This window comes from Flavobacterium cerinum (assembly GCF_024496085.1).
In the GTDB taxonomy this organism is placed as follows: domain Bacteria; phylum Bacteroidota; class Bacteroidia; order Flavobacteriales; family Flavobacteriaceae; genus Flavobacterium; species Flavobacterium cerinum_A.
This window is the reverse complement of record NZ_CP101751.1, coordinates 1385325-1405750: the sequence shown is the minus strand read 5'-3', so window position 1 is coordinate 1405750 and position 20426 is coordinate 1385325. Positions and strand designations below refer to the sequence as shown.

15 protein-coding genes and 2 tRNA genes are annotated in these 20426 nt (G+C 37.4%); 11 read left to right on the top strand and 6 right to left on the bottom strand.

What is annotated here, in order from left to right; translation table 11 throughout:
- Positions 1-53 precede the first annotated feature (53 nt).
- From NOX80_RS06185 to NOX80_RS06170, 4 genes are all read left to right on the top strand, one after another.
- Positions 54-1301 (top strand): 3-deoxy-D-manno-octulosonic acid transferase, encoded by a 1248-nt coding sequence (locus tag NOX80_RS06185; RefSeq protein ID WP_256552438.1) that lies wholly within the window; start codon positions 54-56, stop codon positions 1299-1301.
- A complete protein-coding gene (locus NOX80_RS06180) occupies positions 1285-1734 on the top strand; it encodes a GNAT family N-acetyltransferase (protein ID WP_256552437.1) in 450 nt (149 codons plus the stop codon). The genes NOX80_RS06185 and NOX80_RS06180 overlap by 17 nt, the downstream gene beginning before the upstream one ends.
- 34 nt (positions 1735-1768) lie before the next feature.
- Positions 1769-3910, top strand: a complete 2142-nt coding sequence (locus NOX80_RS06175; protein ID WP_256552436.1) for a S46 family peptidase — start codon at positions 1769-1771, stop codon at positions 3908-3910.
- A gap of 243 nt (positions 3911-4153) precedes the next feature.
- A complete protein-coding gene (locus NOX80_RS06170) occupies positions 4154-4363 on the top strand; it encodes a hypothetical protein (RefSeq protein WP_256552435.1) in 210 nt (69 codons plus the stop codon).
- A gap of 46 nt (positions 4364-4409) precedes the next feature.
- Here NOX80_RS06170 and NOX80_RS06165 read toward each other — a convergent pair whose 3' ends face one another.
- Positions 4410-4568 carry a hypothetical protein gene (locus NOX80_RS06165; protein ID WP_256552434.1) on the bottom strand — a complete coding sequence of 53 codons (159 nt, stop codon included), beginning with the start codon at positions 4566-4568 and terminating at the stop codon, positions 4410-4412.
- Between the two features lie 2 nt (positions 4569-4570).
- The gene (locus NOX80_RS06160) at positions 4571-6097 is read right to left on the bottom strand and encodes a GH3 auxin-responsive promoter family protein (RefSeq protein ID WP_256552433.1); all 1527 of its coding nucleotides are present in this window, start codon (positions 6095-6097) and stop codon (positions 4571-4573) included.
- A gap of 149 nt (positions 6098-6246) precedes the next feature.
- Between NOX80_RS06160 and NOX80_RS06155 the strand changes: the two genes are divergently transcribed.
- Positions 6247-7041, top strand: a complete 795-nt coding sequence (locus NOX80_RS06155; RefSeq protein ID WP_256552432.1) for a DUF2797 domain-containing protein — start codon at positions 6247-6249, stop codon at positions 7039-7041.
- 31 nt (positions 7042-7072) lie between these two features.
- Here NOX80_RS06155 and NOX80_RS06150 read toward each other — a convergent pair whose 3' ends face one another.
- Both NOX80_RS06150 and sppA read right to left on the bottom strand, forming a co-directional pair.
- The gene (locus NOX80_RS06150) at positions 7073-9685 is read right to left on the bottom strand and encodes an AsmA family protein (protein WP_256552431.1); all 2613 of its coding nucleotides are present in this window, start codon (positions 9683-9685) and stop codon (positions 7073-7075) included.
- A gap of 169 nt (positions 9686-9854) precedes the next feature.
- A complete protein-coding gene (gene sppA / locus NOX80_RS06145; protein WP_256552430.1) occupies positions 9855-11624 on the bottom strand; it encodes a signal peptide peptidase SppA in 1770 nt (589 codons plus the stop codon).
- A 114-nt stretch (positions 11625-11738) separates the two neighbouring features.
- Between sppA and folK the strand changes: the two genes are divergently transcribed.
- Positions 11739-12875, top strand: coding sequence for a 2-amino-4-hydroxy-6-hydroxymethyldihydropteridine diphosphokinase (folK, locus tag NOX80_RS06140; RefSeq protein ID WP_256552429.1), 1137 nt, complete (start codon positions 11739-11741; stop codon positions 12873-12875).
- Here folK and NOX80_RS06135 read toward each other — a convergent pair.
- Positions 12872-13408: an RNA methyltransferase gene (locus NOX80_RS06135; protein ID WP_256552428.1), complete on the bottom strand. Its 537-nt coding sequence runs from the start codon at positions 13406-13408 to the stop codon at positions 12872-12874. The genes folK and NOX80_RS06135 overlap by 4 nt on opposite strands.
- A 147-nt stretch (positions 13409-13555) precedes the next feature.
- Here NOX80_RS06135 and mutS point away from each other — a divergent pair, with 147 nt between their 5' ends.
- From mutS to NOX80_RS06120, 3 genes are all read left to right on the top strand, one after another.
- Positions 13556-16162, top strand: a complete 2607-nt coding sequence (gene mutS, locus NOX80_RS06130; protein ID WP_256552427.1) for a DNA mismatch repair protein MutS — start codon at positions 13556-13558, stop codon at positions 16160-16162.
- A gap of 145 nt (positions 16163-16307) precedes the next feature.
- Positions 16308-16380, top strand: a tRNA-Gly gene (locus NOX80_RS06125).
- A gap of 16 nt (positions 16381-16396) precedes the next feature.
- Positions 16397-16482: transfer RNA gene (locus NOX80_RS06120), tRNA-Leu, on the top strand.
- Positions 16483-16801: 319 nt separating this feature from the next.
- Here NOX80_RS06120 and NOX80_RS06115 read toward each other — a convergent pair.
- Positions 16802-18361: a recombinase family protein gene (locus NOX80_RS06115; protein WP_256552426.1), complete on the bottom strand. Its 1560-nt coding sequence runs from the start codon at positions 18359-18361 to the stop codon at positions 16802-16804.
- A gap of 267 nt (positions 18362-18628) precedes the next feature.
- On the opposite strand from NOX80_RS06115, the gene NOX80_RS06110 reads away from it, so the two are divergent.
- The gene (locus NOX80_RS06110) at positions 18629-19354 is read left to right on the top strand and encodes a DUF6577 family protein (RefSeq protein ID WP_256552425.1); all 726 of its coding nucleotides are present in this window, start codon (positions 18629-18631) and stop codon (positions 19352-19354) included.
- A 26-nt stretch (positions 19355-19380) separates the two neighbouring features.
- Positions 19381-20421 carry a nucleotidyl transferase AbiEii/AbiGii toxin family protein gene (locus tag NOX80_RS06105; RefSeq protein ID WP_256552424.1) on the top strand — a complete coding sequence of 347 codons (1041 nt, stop codon included), beginning with the start codon at positions 19381-19383 and terminating at the stop codon, positions 20419-20421.
- Positions 20422-20426: the final 5 nt, after the last annotated feature.

Sequence of the window (20426 nt, the reverse complement as noted above, 5' to 3'; positions counted from 1 at the left end):
CACCAATCAAATTAACGTAAAGAAACGTAATTTAGCGTCACAAATTTTCGCCTATGTTTTTTTTATATGATTTACTGGTTCGCATAGCCGGTTTCCTGATCCGGTTAATTGCATTGATAAGTCCGAAAATCAAGCTTTTTACCGAAGGTCGAAAAACCGTTTTCTCAACATTGGAATCGGCTATACACCCTACCGATAAAACAATTTGGTTCCACTCGGCGTCATTAGGCGAATACGAGCAAGGCTTACCGGTGATGGAAAAAATCAAAGCACACTATCCGACCCATAAAATCGTATTGACTTTTTTTTCTCCCTCCGGATATGAAGTTCGAAAGAACAATCCGATAGCCGATGTAACCGTTTATTTACCGTTGGACACCCGTAAAAACGCTAAACGTTTTATAGCAAGCGTACATCCGGATCTGGCCTTTTTTATCAAATACGAATACTGGCCTAATTATCTGGATTTACTACATCAACAACAGATCCCTACGTATCTTGTTTCCGGCATCTTCCGCGAAAAGCAGTCCTTTTTTAAATGGTACGGTTCTTTTTACCGGAATGCTTTGAAAAGTTTCCGTTACTTTTTTGTACAAAATGAAAAATCCAAACAACTATTGCACAGCATTGGCTTTACGAATGTAAAAATAACCGGTGATACCCGTTTTGACAGAGTGGCTGCGATTTTGGAACGGGACAACACTTTGGATTATATTGAAAATTTCAAAAACGAAACCACCACAATCGTAATCGGCAGTTCATGGCCAAAAGATGAAAGCCTACTGGTGAACTATATCAATCAATGTACTGACAATGTCAAATTTATCATTGCGCCACACAACATAAAACCCGATCAGATTCAGGAATTAAAGAAAAGCATTACCCGCAAAGTGGTTTTATATTCCGAAAAAGAACAGGCTACCGACTTAAGTTCCTATACCGTTTTTATTATCGATACGATAGGCATTCTAACCAAAATTTACAGTTATGCCGACATCGCTTATGTGGGCGGTGGTTTTGGAAAACCCGGTGTACACAATATTCTGGAACCGGCTACATTTGGCATCCCGATTGTTATCGGTCCGAATTTCTCCCATTTTGCAGAAGCTATAGCACTAGTCAACATGGAAGGCTGTATCTCGATTTCCAATCAGAAAGAACTTAATGAAGCTTTTTCCAATCTGATTCAAAACGATGATATCCGATATGAAAAAGGCCACATCTGTAGCACGTTTGTACAAATGAATCAAAATGCGACCAACAGCATTGTAAACCATATAAAAAATGAGTACCCAGTTTAAACCCTTAGAACAACAGCATATTCCTGATATCGTTACGATGATGCAGGATTTTTATGCAATTGACAATTACCCGATTGATATTGAAACGTCTAAAAATCTTTTCGAAGAATTTTTACGTAATGATAATCTGGGAAAGGCCTGGCTTATTTATTCCGACGCTATACTGATAGGCTATGTTATTGTCACTTTTATATTCAGTTTCGAATACAAAGGACGTTATGCTTTTTTGGATGAATTATACCTCTCTGAAAAAGCACGTGGTAAAGGAATCGGAAAACAGGCGATTCAGTTTATTAAAGAAGAAGCTCTTAAATTAAAGTTAAAAGTGCTTTATCTGGAAGTCGAAAACCATAACGAAAAGGCTCAAAAATTGTATCTTGCCCAGAATTTTACGTTACATAACCGTAAAATAATGAAATACATTGTTGCATAATCCAATAACCAAACACAAATAAAAAAACAAACAGATGAAGCTTTTAAGACTACTTGTCGTATTGTTCGTTTTACCCGTTTACGCACAACAGGGCGGAATGTGGATTCCTTCTCTTTTAAAAGGAATGAACGAAAAAGAGATGAAAAACTTAGGGATGAAAATATCGGCAGCCGATATTTATGATGTCAACAAATCAAGTTTAAAAGATGCCGTTCCTCATTTTAACGGTGGCTGTACATCAGAAGTGATCTCTTCAAAAGGTTTATTATTAACCAACCACCATTGCGGATACGGTGAAATCCAATCCCACTCTACTATTGATCATGACTACCTGACAAATGGGTTTTGGGCAATGAAACAAGAGGATGAATTACCGAACAAAGATCTTGAGGTTACTTTTATTGTTAAAATAGAAGATGTAACCAATAAAGTATTAGAAGGTGTTGCCGCCCTTACGAGTGAGGCCGACAAACAGAAAAAAATTCAGGAAAACATCGGTATTTTAAGCAGAACATTACCGAAAGAATCTTACCAGGAAAACAAAATCCGTACGTTCTATGACGGAAATCAATATATATTATTTGTAACGGAAACCTATAAAGATGTTCGTTTGGTTGGTGCTCCGCCATCATCAATCGGAAAATTCGGATCGGATACTGATAACTGGGTTTGGCCACGTCATACCGGTGATTTCTCTTTATTCCGTATTTATGCCGACAAAAACAATCGTCCGGCAGCTTATTCAAAAGACAATGTACCTTACAAACCGAAGCATTTCTTCCCGGTTTCTATAAAAGGAGTTAAAGAAAACGATTTCACAATGGTAATGGGTTATCCGGGACGTACTCAGGAATACCTTCCGTCGTATGCAGTAGCACAAATTGTAAACGATCTTAATCCGGCTAAAATCGAAGTACGTGATGCTGCCTTAAAAGTTCAGGATGGTTTTATGCGTAAAGACAATGCGATCAAAATACAGTATGCTTCTAAATATGCAAGCATTGCCAACTACTGGAAAAAATGGATCGGTGAGACTAAAGGTTTAAAAAAATCCAACGCTATAGCAATCAAACAAAAGTTTGAGCAGGAATTTCAGGATAAAGTTTCTAAATCCGGAAAACAATCGGAATACGGTACTTTATTAGCCGATTTCAAAAAGACATACGATGAAATTGCGCCTTATGCATTAAGTCGTGACTACTATATGGAGGTTGTTCTTCGAAATACCGAATTATTAAGTGTAGGATACCGTTTATACCAATTGGAACAGCTTTACAATGCTAAAGGTGAGCAAGCCTTCAACGATCGTAAAAACAATATGGTTACCGGTTTTGAAGACTTATATAAAGATTTCAACGCTGGTGTTGATGAAAAAGTTTTCGAACAATTAATTGCTTTATACGCTACCAAATCTCCAAAACAGTTTTTACCGGCTAGTTTAGTGAATGCAGACACTAAAAAACTTACCGAGGAAATATACGGTAAATCGAAATTAACCAGCTATAACGGAATAAAAGATTTATTAAACGGAGACGCAAAAACGGTACTCGAAAAAATCAACCAGGATAAAGGATATCAGTTGGTAAAAACTATGGCCGACAGTTACAACAAAAACGTAGCTCCGAAATACGATGAATTAAACCTTAAAAACATCGCTTTACAACGTACCTATATGAAAGCTATTCTGGAATTATTCCCGAACAGTCGATTATTCCCGGATGCTAACAGTACGCTACGTGTTACTTACGGTAAAGTAAAAGGATACAATCCGAGTGATGCAGTGATCTACGAACCGATGACTTATCTTGAGGGTGTAATGGAAAAATACATTCCGGGTGATTACGAATTTGACGTTCCTGCGAAGTTAATTTCATTATACAACACTAAAGATTTTGGTCCGTATGCAGAAAAAGGTCGTATGCCGGTATGTTTTATCGGTACCAACCACACCACAGGAGGTAATTCCGGAAGCCCTGCTTTAGATGCTGAAGGAAACCTTATCGGGTTAAATTTTGACCGTGTTTGGGAAGGAACTATGAGTGATATTCACTACGATCCTGCGATTTGCCGCAATATTATGGTCGATATTCGCTATGTTTTGTTCATTATTGACAAATATGCGGGTGCAAAACACCTTGTTGACGAGATGAAAATCGTTCAAAACAAGAAAAAATAAACCATTACAGCACCTAAAACAAAATATTAAAAATCAGGTAGTTACACTCAAAAACCCAGGAAAATCAGGCCTTTTGCAAGTGGACTACCTTTTTTTCAAAAAAAAAACGTGAATCGGGAGTAAAAAATATTTTGGTAAATATTATTACGTATCAAAAATTTTATATCTTTGCTCCGAATTAATAATTAACCTTTATAATTTAGTAAGATGAAAAAAGTTGTTTTAAGCTTAGCATTAGTAGCTATGATGAGTGTTTCTTTCGTTTCTTGTAAAGAAACTAAAACTGAAGAGCCTGTAACTGAAGAAGTTGCTGCTCCTGCTGAAGAGGCTGTAGACGCTGCTGCTGCTACTGTTGATACAGCTGCTGCTGCTACTGAAGCTGCTCCAGCTACTGAGGCTGCTCCAGCTACTGACGCTGCTGCTGCTCCTGCTGCTGACGCTGCAAAAAAATAATTAGAACCTTCTAAGAATTTTAAAACCTCGCAATTGCGAGGTTTTTTTATGCCGTTTTGTTAGCTTTTTGAATTATTTTATCCGGTTTGTGCTCTATCTTTTTGACATCCGTTTCACATCGTCGCGGTCCGCACCCTAAGCGCTTCGGTCCGCAGGAAGCAAAAATTGCTCCCACCATCATAAAAGCAATAAATCTTTTTACCATAATTAATCCATTTGAATGTATTGTAAGGCTTTGAGTCTGTCCAGGTATTCTCTGCTATTTGACAATCTCGGAATTTTATGTTGTCCGCCCAATTTATCTTGTTCTTTTAACCAATCATAGAAAAGATTAGGACGTGCCACATTCAACACTAACGGATTGAGTGTCATATTATTGTAACGTTTCGCTTCATAATCCGAATTTAACCCTTGTAATGCTTCATCTAACTTCTGACGAAACAATTCGATATTGTCCGGTTTTCTACGAAACTCAATCATCCACTCATGCGCTCCTTTTTCACGTCCCTTCATAAAAACCGGCGCCACAGTATAATCAATTACTTCAGAATTGGTCTCCTGACAAGCTTTCGAAATAGCTCTATCCGTATTTTCAACCATTAATTCCTCTCCGAATACATTGATATGGTGCTTGGTTCTTCCGGTCACTTTAATGCGATACGGATTTAAAGAAGTAAAACGCACCGTATCTCCAATAAGGTAACGCCACAATCCGGAATTCGTTGTAATCACGACAGCGTAGTTTTTATTCAACTGCACTTCCGACAAACGAATTACCTTTTGATCCGGAGTTCCGAATGTATCCATCGGGATAAACTCATAAAAGATTCCATAATCCAGCATCAGCAACAGATCATTGGAATTATTCAAATCCTGAATCGCAAAGAAGCCTTCCGATGCATTGTAAATTTCATAATAACGAAAATCTTCTTTCGGCAATAATCGTTTATATTGTTCGCGGTACGGCTCAAAACTAACACCTCCGTGAAAATACACCTCAACGTTAGGCCAAAGCTCTATAAGATTATTTTTCCCCGTTTCTTCCAGAACCCGGTTTAGCAATACCAACATCCAGGAAGGTACCCCTGCAAAACTGGTCACATTTTCCATAACCGTTTCATGAATAATCGCCTGAATTTTCGATTCCCATTCACTCATCAGCGACACTTTATTACTCGGCGTACTACTGAATTCCGCCCAAAACGGCATATTATCAATCAGGATTGCTGATAAATCTCCGAAAAAGGTATTATTATCTTCATACAGCTGTTTACTTCCGCCCAAACGAAGACTTTTCCCGGTAAACAATTGTGAGTTTTCATTATTATTTAAATACAAACAAAGCAGGTCTTTACTTGCCTTATAATGACAATCTTCCAGCGCTTCATTACTTACCGGAATAAATTTACTTTTCGCGTTTGTAGTTCCGCTGGATTTGGCAAACCATTTTATAGGTGTATTCCAAAATACATTTTGTTCACCTTTACGTGTTCTTTCTATTAACGGCTCCAACTCCTCATAAGTCGACACCGGAACGCGCTCGGTAAATGTTTTATAACTTCTTATTGATGAGAAACCATATTTATGCCCTACAATAGTCGGTTCTGCTGTTCGCAATAAACTAAACAACAGCTCCTCCTGAACTTCATTCGGATATTTCAGGAACAATTCCATTTGATGAATTCGTTTTTTCAGTATCCAGGAAGCAATTGAATTAATTATTGTTAAGGCCATATTCTATAATATTCCGGTTAAAAAGATTTGTTTTGGAATTATTCAAACCAAAGTTTGTACTTTTACATCATTACCAAAAATAGTAAAAAAACAGTAGGAAACACTCGGTTTCACTGCAAATCCTAACTCTTAAATCCGAAATTTAGAAAATGCAATACGATGGCGTACTGACGAAAATGCAAACGGAAATCGGAAGTCCGATTCAATATTACCTTGTTTTTGAAAACAGCTTTTTGAATATCAACCAATTACTAAATAAAGAAATGGAAATTGCTTTTCAGGGCTATCAGTGTCTGAACTGCGGTAAGAAAAAAAAGATTTTCAGACAAGGCTTTTGTTATGACTGTTTTATGTCGAGTGCATCGGCGGGTGATTGGATTATGAAACCGGAACTCAGCACTGCCCATCTGGACATTGAAGACCGTGATTTGGAATACGAGAAAAAAGTCCAGTTACAGCCTCATATTGTATACCTGGCTTTATCAAGTGAAGTAAAAGTAGGCGTTACCCGTAAAACTCAGGTTCCGACACGATGGATTGATCAGGGCGCCATTGAAGCCGTTCCGATCGTAGAAGTTCCGAATCGCTACCTCGCCGGAATTACGGAAGTTGCTCTGAAAGATCATTTTTCAGATAAAACAAACTGGCGTAAAATGCTACAGAATGAAGTTCCGTCAATCGATATTCTAGCCGAACGCAACAAACTGGAACCTCTTTTACCTAATGAAGTAAAACCCTATTTTGCCGAAAATCCGGAAAAATTATACCATCTGGATTATCCCGTTTTACAGTATCCTAAAAAAGTAAACAGCCTAAGTCTGGACAAAACACCGGTTTTCAACGGTCGATTAACCGGAGTCAAAGGACAATATCTGATTTTTGAAGACGGAACCGTTTTCAATGTCCGAACCTTTGAAGGCTATGTTGTTAAAATAACATTATAAAAAAAGACCTGACACAAGTCAGGTCTTTTTTTTATTCCTCTTTTTTCTTTTTCCCGAAGAGTCCTTTTATAGCATTTGTTGCTGCATTTTTAATATCGTCTTTCGGTTTTGTTTTTGTTGTATCGGTCGTCGTTGTTGTCCCGGTTCCGGTATTCTTTTTACCGCCACCCAACAAGTTTTCCAAAGCGCCCGTTCCCTGATTAATCAGCTTATCTTTTTGCTGTTGAATCAACTGATTCGAGATATTGGTAACTGCCTGATTCAAATCTGTAGTAACTTTAGGATTTTTAAAATTTCCGGTCAATACTGCATTAATCGGCACACTTTCCAGTTTATTAACATCCGAAGGCGATAATTTAGCCAACAATTTACTCACATCCGCCCCTAAGTATTTCGCCGGCACATCAAATTTCAGATTATAATTCATTGACTGATCAAATCCATGTTGTCCGCCAACCGTCACTTTAATATCCTGATATTTGATATCAAACGGCTTCACATTCACTTTTCCGTTATCAAAAGACAAATGTGCTTTCAGGTTATTCAGATTTAATTTATCCAAATCAATAAATTTCAAATTTCCATCCAATGCATTCAACAAATTCGAGTTTTTCGCATTAATTGACGTCGACAATAACTGTCCTAACAAATCTCCCGAAATCGTTTTTAAATCCGGTGTCATTTCTTTAGCATCAAGGTTACCCGACAATTTGATTGTTGAATTTAATTTTCCGTTGATCACACCTGCAATCGGCGCAATCGATTTCAACATATCCAATTGTGTAAACGACTTCGAAATATCAACCGCATTTAAGCCCAGATTCATATCAAACTTCGGCACTGCTCCTTTCGTCGACACCATACCATCTACTCCAATTTGTCCGTCAAACATATTGGTTTTTACATTCTCCAGTTTTACGGCTTCATCTTTAATAATCATCTTACCTGAAACCGCTTTTAACGTCAGGTTATCATACACCACTGTATTTGCTTTTGCCGTGATACTACAATCCAAAAAGGCAGGGATTTTTACCGCTTCTTTAGGCGCAGCTGCTTTAGCCTGAGTTGCTTCCGGTTTCGTCGGCGTCATAAAATCTGACACCAGCAACTGATTCGAATTCATATCGAAATTTCCTTTTAGCACTTGTTTTTTAAACACAAATCCATAGAAATTATCCAGTGTTCCGGTTACTTTAATATCTGATTTTCCGGTTACCGCATCCAATTGATTTAAGCGAATCTGATTCGGATTAAACGCAACCGTAGCTTGTTTGATTTGAATCGGTTTTGCTAATTCCGGTCCGGCGTAGTTAAATCCGGTCAGACTAATATTACCCGCATTCTGGATATTTTGATACTGACTGGTTTCTACTGATTTCATATCAAACTTCGTAACAACATCTGCTTTTAGGATTCCCGATAATGGTTGCTCCAGTTTAACCGGATAGGCTTTTGTTACATTCGCCAGATTGACAATTCCTTTTAACTCCGCATTCACCAAAGCATTTTGAGCAATATTTTTAATATTCGCTTTTGCATTAAAAACATCCTTATCAATTCGGAACGACAATTTATCAAGATTCACATATGTATCGTTCATCAATCCGGTTTCGTTTACAATATGCGTATCAATCACAATATCCTGTACCGATTTCGGCAAGTCCGGATATTGGAACGACGCGTTGTTTGACGCAATCTCAATATTAAACTTCGGTATTGTAGTATCTGTTAACACTCCTTTCACTGTTCCGTCGACTTTAAAATCTCCGGTTGTTTTTACCGTATTCAAGTTACCCGCATAGGCTTCCGGAACTAACCCTAAAAAGTTTTTAAATGAAGATGTCGGTGTTTTAAATTTCAGGTCAAAAACCTGTCCTTTTTCTACCATTTGGATGAATCCGTCAAATTCCAACGGCAACTGGTTAATAAGCGCCTTATTCTCCTTAAACGTATACTGTTGTTTATCTAAATCGATTCCCAAAACCGCATCCAGATTCAACGATACATTTTTCATATAGTTCATCTTATCCATGTCTAACGACAATTTTGCAGAAGACTTTGTAACCAAATCCAGCTTTTGAGCTGCAAAATTCCCTGTTCCTTCATGGTTCAGGCTATCGACTACCATTTTGATTTTCGACTTCTCATCAAAATACGTAAAGCGTAAGTTTTCGATTTCGTATTTCTTCAGATTTAATGCAAACGGTTTGCTATCGGATGGTTTATCTTCCGCCTGATCTTTTAGTGCGATATCAAAATTCCCGATTCCGTCTTTATTAAAAATGATATTAACAATTCCGTCTTTTGAGTAAAATCCGTCAATTTTCATAGCTTCGCCGTCTTTTTTAAACAGCTCTTTAATTGACATTTTCAGATTTACTTCACCGGAATAAAAAAGTGTATCCCCTTCAAACGGTGCTTTATTGATGATACTGATCTTATCGATCGTAACATTCGCGTTCGGAAAGCTTTTAAACAGACTCAGATCGACATCTTCAAAAGCTACCTTTGCATCTACATTTTCATTAATGGCTTTCGCAACCAGTTCCTTAATTTTATCCTTAAATAAAAACGGAACAGCAGCCAGCGTGATTATCGATAACAGTAAAAAAATACCGAAACCTTTTAGGATTTTCTTTAACATAACTCGAAATATTTATCTTACGAATTTACTACAAAAATTAAACCAACTTATTCTCTGATAACAGAAAATAAGTTGGTTTGTTGTTTAAAGCCGATAAACGACCGTTTTTTATTTGCTTTCCAAAACCTTCAACGTTTTGATTTGTAGCATTTCTCTACAATTCGGGCAACTATTGAATGTTAAGCTGGAACGGCATTAAAGCCTGAACGCCTCTTTGTTGTTTTGCTCTGCGGATTTGTTCGATTACCTGATAACCTTCTTCTCCGATTTGCTCCTTGATCAACGCTTCACGACTTTGGAACATTGATACACCACCGGTAAGACCGCGCAACATATCTTCAAATGTTTTGTTATACTCCGGATACGTTTCCGTTTTGTATTCCTTTATTTTAGCTACTGAAGCCGCATGTTTAATCGCTGCATCCAAACCACCCAACTTATCAACTAGACCGATTTTCACAGCATCTTTACCGGCCCAAACACGACCTTGCGCAATACTATCAACCTGGGCAAATGTCATTTTTCTTCCGGTAGCCACACGACTTACAAACGTATTATAGATATGCTCTACGCCTTCCAGTACCACATTTTTATAATTTTCATCCAACGGTTCAAAAACACTATAACCGGAAGCATTTTGATGTGTTCTTACCTGCTCGGCATTAATTCCGATTTTTTTAGCTAACGGACTAAAGTTCGGCAATGTTCCGAAAACTCCGATTGATCCTGTTATCGTATTCGGCTCTGCAAAAATCGTATTGGCATTACAAGCGATATAATAACCACCCGATGCCGCCAGATTACCCATCGACACAATCACCGGTTTTTTCTTTTTAGTCAATTCAATCTCTCTCCAAATCAATTCAGAAGTCAACGCACTACCACCCGGACTGTCAATTCTTAAAACGATCGCTTTTACGTTTTCATCATTACGGGCATCTTCTAGTGAACGACGCATTGAACCTTCACCTATATAAGTTACATCACCTTCACCCGACAAGATCTCGCCTTGTGCATAGATAATTGCAATTCTGTCTTTAGTTGTATAATCCGCATTGGTATTTGCAACATCGCGAGCATAATCCAGAATACTTACTTTATTATATTCTTCGTCTTTCTCAACTTTCAACGCTTTACGAATACCGTTATGATATTCATCTTCATATCCGATTTTGTCGATCAGTTTTTTAGCTTTAGCCATTTCCGGAGTTCGTGCTCCCAGATTATTTGCAATTGCATTCAGGCTATCCACCGGAATTTTACGGCTTTTTGAAATATCATCCACTACAGTAGACCAGATTGAGTTTAGCAATACTGTCATCTGTTCGCGGTTAGCCGGACTCATTTCATTTTCTAAAAACGGTTCTACAGCACTTTTGTATTTTCCGTGGCGGATCACTTCCATTTTTACTCCGGTTTTGTCCTGAAAATCTTTAAAGAACAATATTTCCGTAGCAAGTCCTTTAAAGTCTAGTTCTCCAACCGGGTTTACATATAACGTATCGGCAACCGAATCCATATAGTATTCTCCCTGTGAATACGCATTCGAATACGCTACAACAAATTTCCCTGATTTTTTAAACTCTTCCAGTTTGTCACGAACGGCTTTACGTTGTGCAATTCCGATCATAGAGGTATTATTTACAATCGAAATTCCTTTGATTTTATCATCACTTTTAGCCGCTTCAATTGCATTCAACACATCTACCACTCCATCGTTTTTGGCTTCGAAATAATTAAAATCGGTAAAATTGAATTTCCCGCCGTAGTCTTGTTTTACTTTCGACAAATCCAGTTCGATAACCGAGTTGTCTTTTATTTTTACTTTGTCACTATCGCCTCCGAAAACCATCCCGATCAGGACAATTCCGAAAAACAGCAACATAAAAAACACAAATAATCCCACAATAGTGGCCAGTACGTTTCCTATAAATCTCATTTCTTTTGCTTTTATATAATAAGTAGGCTTTTTTGGATAATTGTTACAAAACAATTTATCAACACTTCCCACAAATATACTTCAATTCTAAAATTCTTTTAGTTATTTTGCCATATGCGCAGTCAAAATCAAGTAGTAATATCATTAGGAAGTAACCAGGGAAATCGTTTCGAGAACATTCAAAATGCCATCAACCTGATTCATAAAAACATAGGAACCGTTATTCGTGTATCCCAACTATACGAAACGCCTTCATGGGGTTTTGAGAGTGATGCTTTTTATAATTGCGCTTTATTACTCCACACTTATCGCAGTGCCGAAATCGTTCTCGAAAAGATACTGTTGATCGAAAAAAACTTAGGCAGGATTCGAACTTCACAGGAAGGATATCAGGCGCGAACGATCGATATTGACATTATTACCTTTAATGAAACGGTGATTTCCACGACCGATTTACAGGTTCCGCATCCGCAAATGCAGCATCGTTTATTTGTTTTACAACCGCTACATGATTTGCGACTGGATTGGATACATCCGATTTTAAAGAAAAGCATTGCAGAATTAATTGCTTCCACTTCCGACGACAGTAAATGTACCGTCGTTGGTCCGATTCCGTCGCCTCTTGAAAATTTCGAGCTGCATCATTTTAATTATATCGCTATTGAGGGTAACATCGGTGCCGGAAAAACCACTTTGGCGACTCAAATTTCAGAAGATTTTAATGCTAAACTAATATTAGAAGGTTTTGCCGATAATCCTTTTCTTCCGAAGTTTTACAAAGATCAGGCCCGTTATGCTTTTCCGTTAGAAATGTCCTTCCTTGCCGATCGTTATTTACAATTGTCCGATGACTTGTCTCAATTTGACTTATTCAAAGATTTTATTGTAGCCGATTACCATATCTTCAAATCCTTAATTTTTGCCAAAGTAACATTAGGCGAAGATGAGTTCCGACTGTATAAAACGATGTTTGACATCATTTACAAAGAAATGCCCAAACCGGGACTTTATGTCTATCTGTACCAAAACACGCCGCGTCTTTTAGAAAATATCCGGAAAAGAGGTCGTTCGTATGAACAGGAAATTCCGGCCGAATACCTGGACAAAATAAACAGAGGTTACCTGGATTATATTAAATCGCAAAGCAACCTCAACGTATTAATTATTGATGTATCCGATTATGATTTTGTAGAAAATCAGGAAGATTATCTGCGTATTCTGGATCAGATTTCAGACAAAATGAAAGCTTAGGCTTCCAACTGCATTTTACGGAACATATCCCAGATTACAATTCCGGCACTTACTGAGATATTCAGCGAATGTTTGGTTCCCAATTGCGGAATTTCAATTGTTCCTTCGCATAAATTGATGGCCTGTTGCGATACGCCTTTTACTTCATTTCCGAAAACCAACGCATATCGGGTATCTTTAACAGGAGTAAAATCCTGCAATAAAACCGAATGTTCCACCTGTTCGATCGCAAAAACCGAAACATTGTCTTCCTTCAATTTTCCAATCACTTCCACTACATCTTTAGCATATTCCCATACAACCGTATCGGTCGCACCCAAAGCCGTTTTATGAATTTCTTTATTAGGAGGCGTTGCCGTAATACCACACAAGTAAATCTTTTCGATCAGGAAAGCATCCGCCGTTCTAAAAACCGATCCGATATTGTGCAGACTTCTGATATCATCCAATATGATAATTACCGGTGTCTTATCAGCCTCTTTAAATTCCGATATATTTTTTCTTTCCAGTTCGCTGTTCGCTAGTTTTCTCATTTTACATTATAAATCTGAACGGCAAAATTAATCATAAAATCGGATAGTCAACAGGCTTGTGAGGAAACATTAAGTTCTGATTGTCCTCTTTACGTTTTCTAAAAAATCCTTACTTTCGCTTTTTACAAAACATAAAATCGAAAAGCCTTGTCAACAAAAGAAAAAACACCGAAGGAAACCCCTTTAATGAAGCAATACAATGAAATCAAGCGCAAATATCCGGATGCCTGTTTATTGTTCCGTGTGGGCGATTTTTACGAAACTTTTGGTGATGATGCAGTTCGGGCTTCCCAAATTCTGGGCATTACCTTAACCAAACGCGGAGCCGGATCGGATTCTGAAACAGCATTGGCCGGTTTTCCTCATCATTCTCTAAACACTTACTTGCCTAAACTAGTAAAAGCAGGTCTTCGTGTAGCCATTTGCGATCAGTTGGAAGATCCGAAAATGACCAAAACCATTGTAAAGCGTGGTGTTACGGAACTGGTTACACCCGGTGTTGCTTTAAATGACGAAGTATTACATTCCAAATCCAACAATTTCCTGGCATCAATACACTTCGGTAAAAAAGCACTAGGCGTCTCCTTTTTGGATGTTTCCACCGGTGAATTCTTAACCTCGCAGGGAAATGCGGAATATATTGATAAGTTACTCCAGAATTTCAGTCCGAGTGAAATCTTAGTTCAGAAAAACAATAAAGGTCAGTTTAAAGACACTTTCGGAGAACATTTCAATTCTTTTTTTCTGGAAGACTGGATTTTTAAGGAAGATTATGCTTTTGAAACACTAACCAATCATTTTCAAACCAATTCGTTAAAAGGTTTTGGTATTGAAGAGCTTCCGGAAGGATTAATTGCCTCCGGTGCGATTTTATATTATTTATCCGAAACACAGCATAACAAAATACAACACATCACGTCTATCCATCGTATTGCAGAAGATGCTTATGTTTGGATGGATCGTTTTACAATCCGCAATCTGGAATTGTACCACAGCACCAATCCGAATGCGGTAACATTACTTGATGTAATTGACAGAACGCTTTCTCCAATGGGAAGCCGTTTATTAAAACGTTGGCTGGCACTTCCGTTAAAGGATGCTGATCGCGTTAAAGAGCGTCATCAGGTTGTGGCTTATTTTAAGGACAATCAGGAAGAATTACAGCACGTGCAATATCAGATCAAACAAATATCCGATCTGGAACGTCTGATCTCAAAAGTAGCCACCGGAAAAGTGAGTCCGCGTGAGTTGATTTACCTGTGTAATTCCCTTGATGCCATTATTCCGATCAAAACATTGGCTCAGGAAAGTTCCAATATTTCCGTAAAAAACATTGGTGAGAAGTTACATTCCTGTGATGTATTACGCGAAAAAATCAAATTTACACTTAATCCCGAAGCACCGGTAGCCATCAACAAAGGAAATGCTATTGCAACCGGAATTCACGAAGAGCTTGATGAATTGCGAAAGATTGCTTTTTCAGGAAAAGAATATCTCGAAGCATTGGAAGTCCGCGAAAGCGAAAAAACGGGAATTCCGTCGTTAAAAGTCTCTTTTAATAATGTTTTCGGTTATTATATCGAAGTACGAAATACACATAAAGACAAAGTGCCGTCCGAATGGATCCGTAAACAGACTTTGGTAAGTGCCGAACGTTATATTACCGAGGAGCTAAAAGAATATGAAGGTAAGATTTTAGGCGCCGAGGAGAAGATTTACAAATTGGAACTGGAATTGTTCGAGCAATTGGTTTTATGGGTTTCTACCTATATCAAAGCGGTACAATTAAACGCCAATCTGATTGCACAACTGGATTGCCTTGTTTCTTTTGCGCAACTTGCCATTGAGAACAATTATATCCAACCGGTTATTGATGAATCTTTTGAATTAGACATTAAAAACGGGCGTCACCCGGTTATTGAAAAACAACTTCCGATAGGTGTACCCTATATAGCAAATGATGTCTTTTTGGACAACGTAAGTGAGCAGATCATTATGATTACCGGGCCGAATATGTCGGGTAAATCGGCTATTTTACGTCAAACGGCATTAATTGTCTTATTGGCTCAGATGGGAAGTTTTGTTCCGGCAGAAAGTGTCCGAATGGGAATTGTGGATAAAATCTTTACCCGTGTGGGCGCTTCCGATAATATTTCGATGGGGGAATCGACTTTTATGGTTGAGATGAACGAAACAGCTTCTATTTTGAACAATATTTCCAATAGAAGTTTGGTTTTACTGGACGAAATCGGGCGCGGAACCAGTACGTATGACGGTATTTCGATTGCCTGGGCGATTGCGGAATATTTACATGAACATCCGGCAAAACCGAAAACATTGTTTGCCACACATTACCACGAATTAAATGAAATGGAAGTGATTTTTGACGGTATTCAGAATTACAACGTTTCGGTAAAGGAATTAAAGGACAACGTACTTTTTATCCGTAAGCTTGTAAAAGGCGGTAGCGCGCATAGTTTTGGTATTCACGTAGCCAAAATGGCCGGTATGCCGCAAACGGTGATTCAGAAAGCACAGAAGCTACTGAAGAAGCTGGAAAAGGATCATTCGAGTGAAGCATTGGCCGGAGTTAAATCGGAAAAAGACGAAATGCAGCTGAGTATTTTTAGTCTGGACGATCCGTTACTGGAGGAAATCAAGGATGAAATCTTAAATACGGATATTAATACGTTAACACCGGTTGAGGCGCTGATGAAGCTGAATGAGATCAAACGGATGCTGACGAAAAAATAATTACGACATTAACCTAAAGGTTATCAATACATTAAAAAAATATTTTATTTTTTTTCAGGAAAAGACTTGTATAATTAGATTTATGTACTAAATTTGCATCCGCAATACAGAACAAGTATAGCGAAGTTCTTAAAGAAAATAAAATGCGAAAATAGCTCAGTTGGTAGAGCGCAACCTTGCCAAGGTTGAGGTCGCGGGTTCGAACCCCGTTTTTCGCTCAACTACCTTATTAATGCTCGAGTGGTGGAATTGGTAGACACGCTGGACTTAAAATCCAGTGAACAGTAATGTTCGTGCGGGTTCAAGTCCCGCCTTGAGTACGAAATGAAAATGCTTCACAAAAAAGCATTGAACGGAATGTTCAAACCCGCCCAAAAGGCGGGTTTTTTATTTGATTACCAATCAGTTACAGAGTTCAAAAATTAAAGAACTAAAAAACTTCCCAAAAATGATCATTTTTATCCACAAAACATAAAATACTGATTTACTGCATTTTAAGGTGTTCAAAACTCATTCAGGTATCAAAAATACAAAATATTGATTATCAATTAGTTAATGATTTTTAACTTTCTATTTCTGTACATGAATATTTCTTTTGTGACGGGAATTGAACTCCTCCCTAATGATACAGAATTTACACTAATAATCTGAAGATAAACAAACTAACTGCTCCGTTATAAAATTTAAGAGGTGCTCATGATTCGCTTTCGTTGCGGTTTCCACCTCATCCACCCTTAACAATCCCCTATTCGTCAATTCCATACAATTATGAGAAAGTGCCGGACAGATTTTATAAGTTCTTAGTCGGTCGTCTTCATATTGCAAGCCATATCTGAAAACAAATTTCAAAATCATCTGCCTCGCTAGTGGTTCATCGTTTTGACACGCTATTATATCCTGAACGGTATGTATACCACTCATGTATTTTTTCATAAACTGTAGCTGATTGGCAATATATTCCTCAGTAGCTTGAATAATATCTTTTATCCGGCTATGTTCAGCATTATATTGTTCAGACCATTTCTTGAATGTAATCTTATTAAGTGTTCCTTCAATCAAATGTTCTTCAAGTGATTCCATTTTAGCATCCAATTCCTGAAGCATTTTTTGCCTGCCTCTTATCTGTTGTTTTTCATCTTTCAACAGTTTATCAATTCTTACAGCTGCTTTCTTATGAAGAAGAATCAATTGCTCTTTTGTTAGCTTTAGATGCTCCAATACCAATCTAAACTGCTCGTGAATTCTTTTTCCTGGAATATTAACTGACACATGATTGATGCACTTGTAATACAAATAGTACTTACTCTTCCCTTTGCTCCACCCTGCCGTCATATATTTTCCACAACTACATTTCAATAGCCCTTTTAAAAGATAATCTTTATCCAGCTTTAATTTTGATGGCTTTTTACGATTTCTGATTTCTTGCACAAGCCAATAATCGGCTTCGCTTACGATACGCTCGTGAAGGGCTTTTACATACTTTACCTTTCCGTCTTCATCGATCACTTTCATCAGACCTGCATATAAAGCGTTATCCAGTATTCGCGTCACTGCATTATGACCTTTAAGCGGAAAGCCTTCCCGATTCATTATAGTTGTGATTTCTCTCAGCGATATACCGGATAAGTAGTACCGGAAAATTTGTTGAACGATTTCTGCTTCCTGATGATTTACAACAAGAATACCTTTACCGAGAAGATCTCTGCTATTGCTATAACCATAAGGCGCTTTATTCACAAATCGTCCTTCCAGATGTGCTCTCTTTATCCCCCGGATGGTTCTGGCACGGATATTTAAAAGTTCTGCATTTGCAGTGGCATACCGGAATGCACGGCTAATGAATACCGTTGGATCTGTCGGATCAATATCAAGAGGTTCGTCCACAGAAACAACTTTAACACCATACTGGCTCTCAAATTTCTTTATCTTTAAAAGAGCTTCGGAAAGATCTCTACTAAAACGATCGTGTTCCATAACGACCATATATTGCACCAGTCCTTTATACCGTTTTATGAATATTTCGAGTGCCTGAAAATCCAACCGGCTGAAAGTAGAACTTCGCTGACCATTGTCTTTGAAAAGAGCTATTAGTTCCAGTTCGTATTTAGCGCAATAGGCATTTATGGCAGCTTCCTGCACATCTAAGGAGTATCTCGACTGATCCTTCGAACTTAAACGCATATACCCTATCGCTTTCATAATTAGATGTCTTATCCTTACAATGTAAGGATATATGACTTGCTGTGCAACTTAACACTCTGTTTATTACAGTTAGAAAGGAAAACAAATCCTGTCAGAGGCATTTTGCAAGCACCAGAAACTAACACTAACACATAATTTACATCGTCATGTCTAAAATTGTCTATACTTTATCTCATTACCTCTAATTAGATATAAGTTTGACAAAAATTATTTTTTATGCCAAACTTATATAAATTAATACTACATTTACTATAAATAAGAATTTTGGCAGAAACGTTAGAAAAACATATTAGTCGTTATTTTGAAGAAAGTGAAAGACTTTCCAAGCAAAAGCTTGTGGGATCAATAAAAAAGGATTTTCCATCCTGGTCTGATAACACGATCAATATGTATCTGTCTAAACTAAAAAAAGAGGGAATTATCAATGCTCCTTCCAGAGGTATTTATGAGATGGATAGCCACATCCCTTTTCAACCCAATATTTCAAACAATTTAAAGAGAGTATTTAATAAGGTAAAACGTGAATTTCCTTACATCACCTTTTGCATTTGGGATACGGTGTGGTTGAATGATTTTATGCGTCACCAGCCATTTAAACATTATGTTGTTATAGAAGTAGAAAAAGATGCGTCTGAATCTATATTTACTTTTCTGACAGAAATCAATAAAAACGTTTTTTTTAATCCTGATGAGGAAATATTTGACCGTTATATTCATAATCAAGATGAAGTTCTTATTGTGAAGAATATGGTTTCGGAGTCTCCTTTGATAGAAAAAGATAAAATTAGTATTCCTGCATTGGAAAAGTTATTGGTGGATATGTTGATTGATATAGCACTTTTCTCGGCACAACAAAATGAAAAGGAATTTATTATGCGGAGTGTAATGCAGAAATACACTTTAAATGAGTTAAAGATGCGTAGATATGCCGTCCGAAGAAATAGAGAAGCTGAAATTGACGAACTAATAAATATAAGTTTGGCAAAATAATTTTATTTGTGCCAATAATATAAAACATGATAGATCCAAAATCATATACAATTGAATGGATTACCGACTTACGAAATAAGTTGGGAAAGCGCATTGACCTAAAGCTGATTGAAAAGGTAATATACGCTTTAACACTTTTGGAGCAACTGCAATTGAATAATCTGAACTTTGTGTTTAAAGGCGGAACGGCTCTACTTTTAGCAACGGAAACACCTAAACGGTTCTCGATAGATATTGACATCATTACAGAAGAACCGGGAGATAAAATCAAGAAGATTTTAGAGACGATTAGCCAATTAGAAATGTTTATCCGTTGGGAAGATGACAACGATCGAAAACATACCCCTGATGCACCTATCGGACATTTCAAGATATTTTACAAAAGTGAGGTAGATGGTCATGAAGAACCGATACTATTGGATTTATTATACACGTCCAATCCATACCCTGAAACAAAAGAATATCCAATAAATCATAATTGGTTAGCCACGTCGGGAAAAGATACGATAGTTGTATTGCCAACGTTTGAGGCTATTTTGGGAGATAAGCTCACGGCTTTCGCTCCGAAAACCACAGGCATATTGTATTCAAAAAATCGTCCTGTCGAAATCATTAAACAGTTGTATGATATTGGCTTTTTGTTCGACCAAATAACTGACCTTAACGTAGTCAAAGAAAGTTTTTCGAGAGTGGTGCAGGAAGAAATCGGCTATCGAAAATTAAATATGAATGCTAGCGATGTCCTAAAAGACACTTGGCTGGCTTGTTATACATTGGCAGAAAGGGATATGAAATCTGATGAGTTTAAACACTTGCAATTAGGCATTAAGAATTTTACGAATTTCATTATCGATCGATTTTCAATAGAAGAAGCCATAACAGCGTCAGCTAAAGTTGCCTATCTGACTTCATTGTTGAATAAAGAAAATCAGGGAATTGAACGTTTTAAAAATCCGCTGGAAATCAAAGATTGGTTGATTGAAGATCCAACCTACAATAAGTTAAACAAATTAAAAAAAACCAATCCGGAAGCTTTTTTCTATTGGTATAAGAGTGTTAATAATTAGAAGCA

What these genes read in the sequence shown, in the direction of transcription:
- NOX80_RS06185 (WP_256552438.1), top strand. Translation starts at nt 54, where the DNA reads ATGTTTTTTTTATATGATTTACTGGTTCGCATAGCCGGTTTCCTGATC.
- NOX80_RS06155 (WP_256552432.1), top strand. Translation starts at nt 6,247, where the DNA reads ATGCAATACGATGGCGTACTGACGAAAATGCAAACGGAAATCGGAAGT.
- NOX80_RS06160 (WP_256552433.1), bottom strand. Translation starts at nt 6,097, where the DNA reads ATGGCCTTAACAATAATTAATTCAATTGCTTCCTGGATACTGAAAAAA.
- NOX80_RS06175 (WP_256552436.1), top strand. Translation starts at nt 1,769, where the DNA reads ATGAAGCTTTTAAGACTACTTGTCGTATTGTTCGTTTTACCCGTTTAC.
- folK (WP_256552429.1), top strand. Translation starts at nt 11,739, where the DNA reads ATGCGCAGTCAAAATCAAGTAGTAATATCATTAGGAAGTAACCAGGGA.
- NOX80_RS06165 (WP_256552434.1), bottom strand. Translation starts at nt 4,568, where the DNA reads ATGGTAAAAAGATTTATTGCTTTTATGATGGTGGGAGCAATTTTTGCT.
- NOX80_RS06135 (WP_256552428.1), bottom strand. Translation starts at nt 13,408, where the DNA reads ATGAGAAAACTAGCGAACAGCGAACTGGAAAGAAAAAATATATCGGAA.
- NOX80_RS06170 (WP_256552435.1), top strand. Translation starts at nt 4,154, where the DNA reads ATGATGAGTGTTTCTTTCGTTTCTTGTAAAGAAACTAAAACTGAAGAG.
- NOX80_RS06115 (WP_256552426.1), bottom strand. Translation starts at nt 18,361, where the DNA reads ATGAAAGCGATAGGGTATATGCGTTTAAGTTCGAAGGATCAGTCGAGA.
- sppA (WP_256552430.1), bottom strand. Translation starts at nt 11,624, where the DNA reads ATGAGATTTATAGGAAACGTACTGGCCACTATTGTGGGATTATTTGTG.
- NOX80_RS06180 (WP_256552437.1), top strand. Translation starts at nt 1,285, where the DNA reads ATGAGTACCCAGTTTAAACCCTTAGAACAACAGCATATTCCTGATATC.
- NOX80_RS06150 (WP_256552431.1), bottom strand. Translation starts at nt 9,685, where the DNA reads ATGTTAAAGAAAATCCTAAAAGGTTTCGGTATTTTTTTACTGTTATCG.
- NOX80_RS06105 (WP_256552424.1), top strand. Translation starts at nt 19,381, where the DNA reads ATGATAGATCCAAAATCATATACAATTGAATGGATTACCGACTTACGA.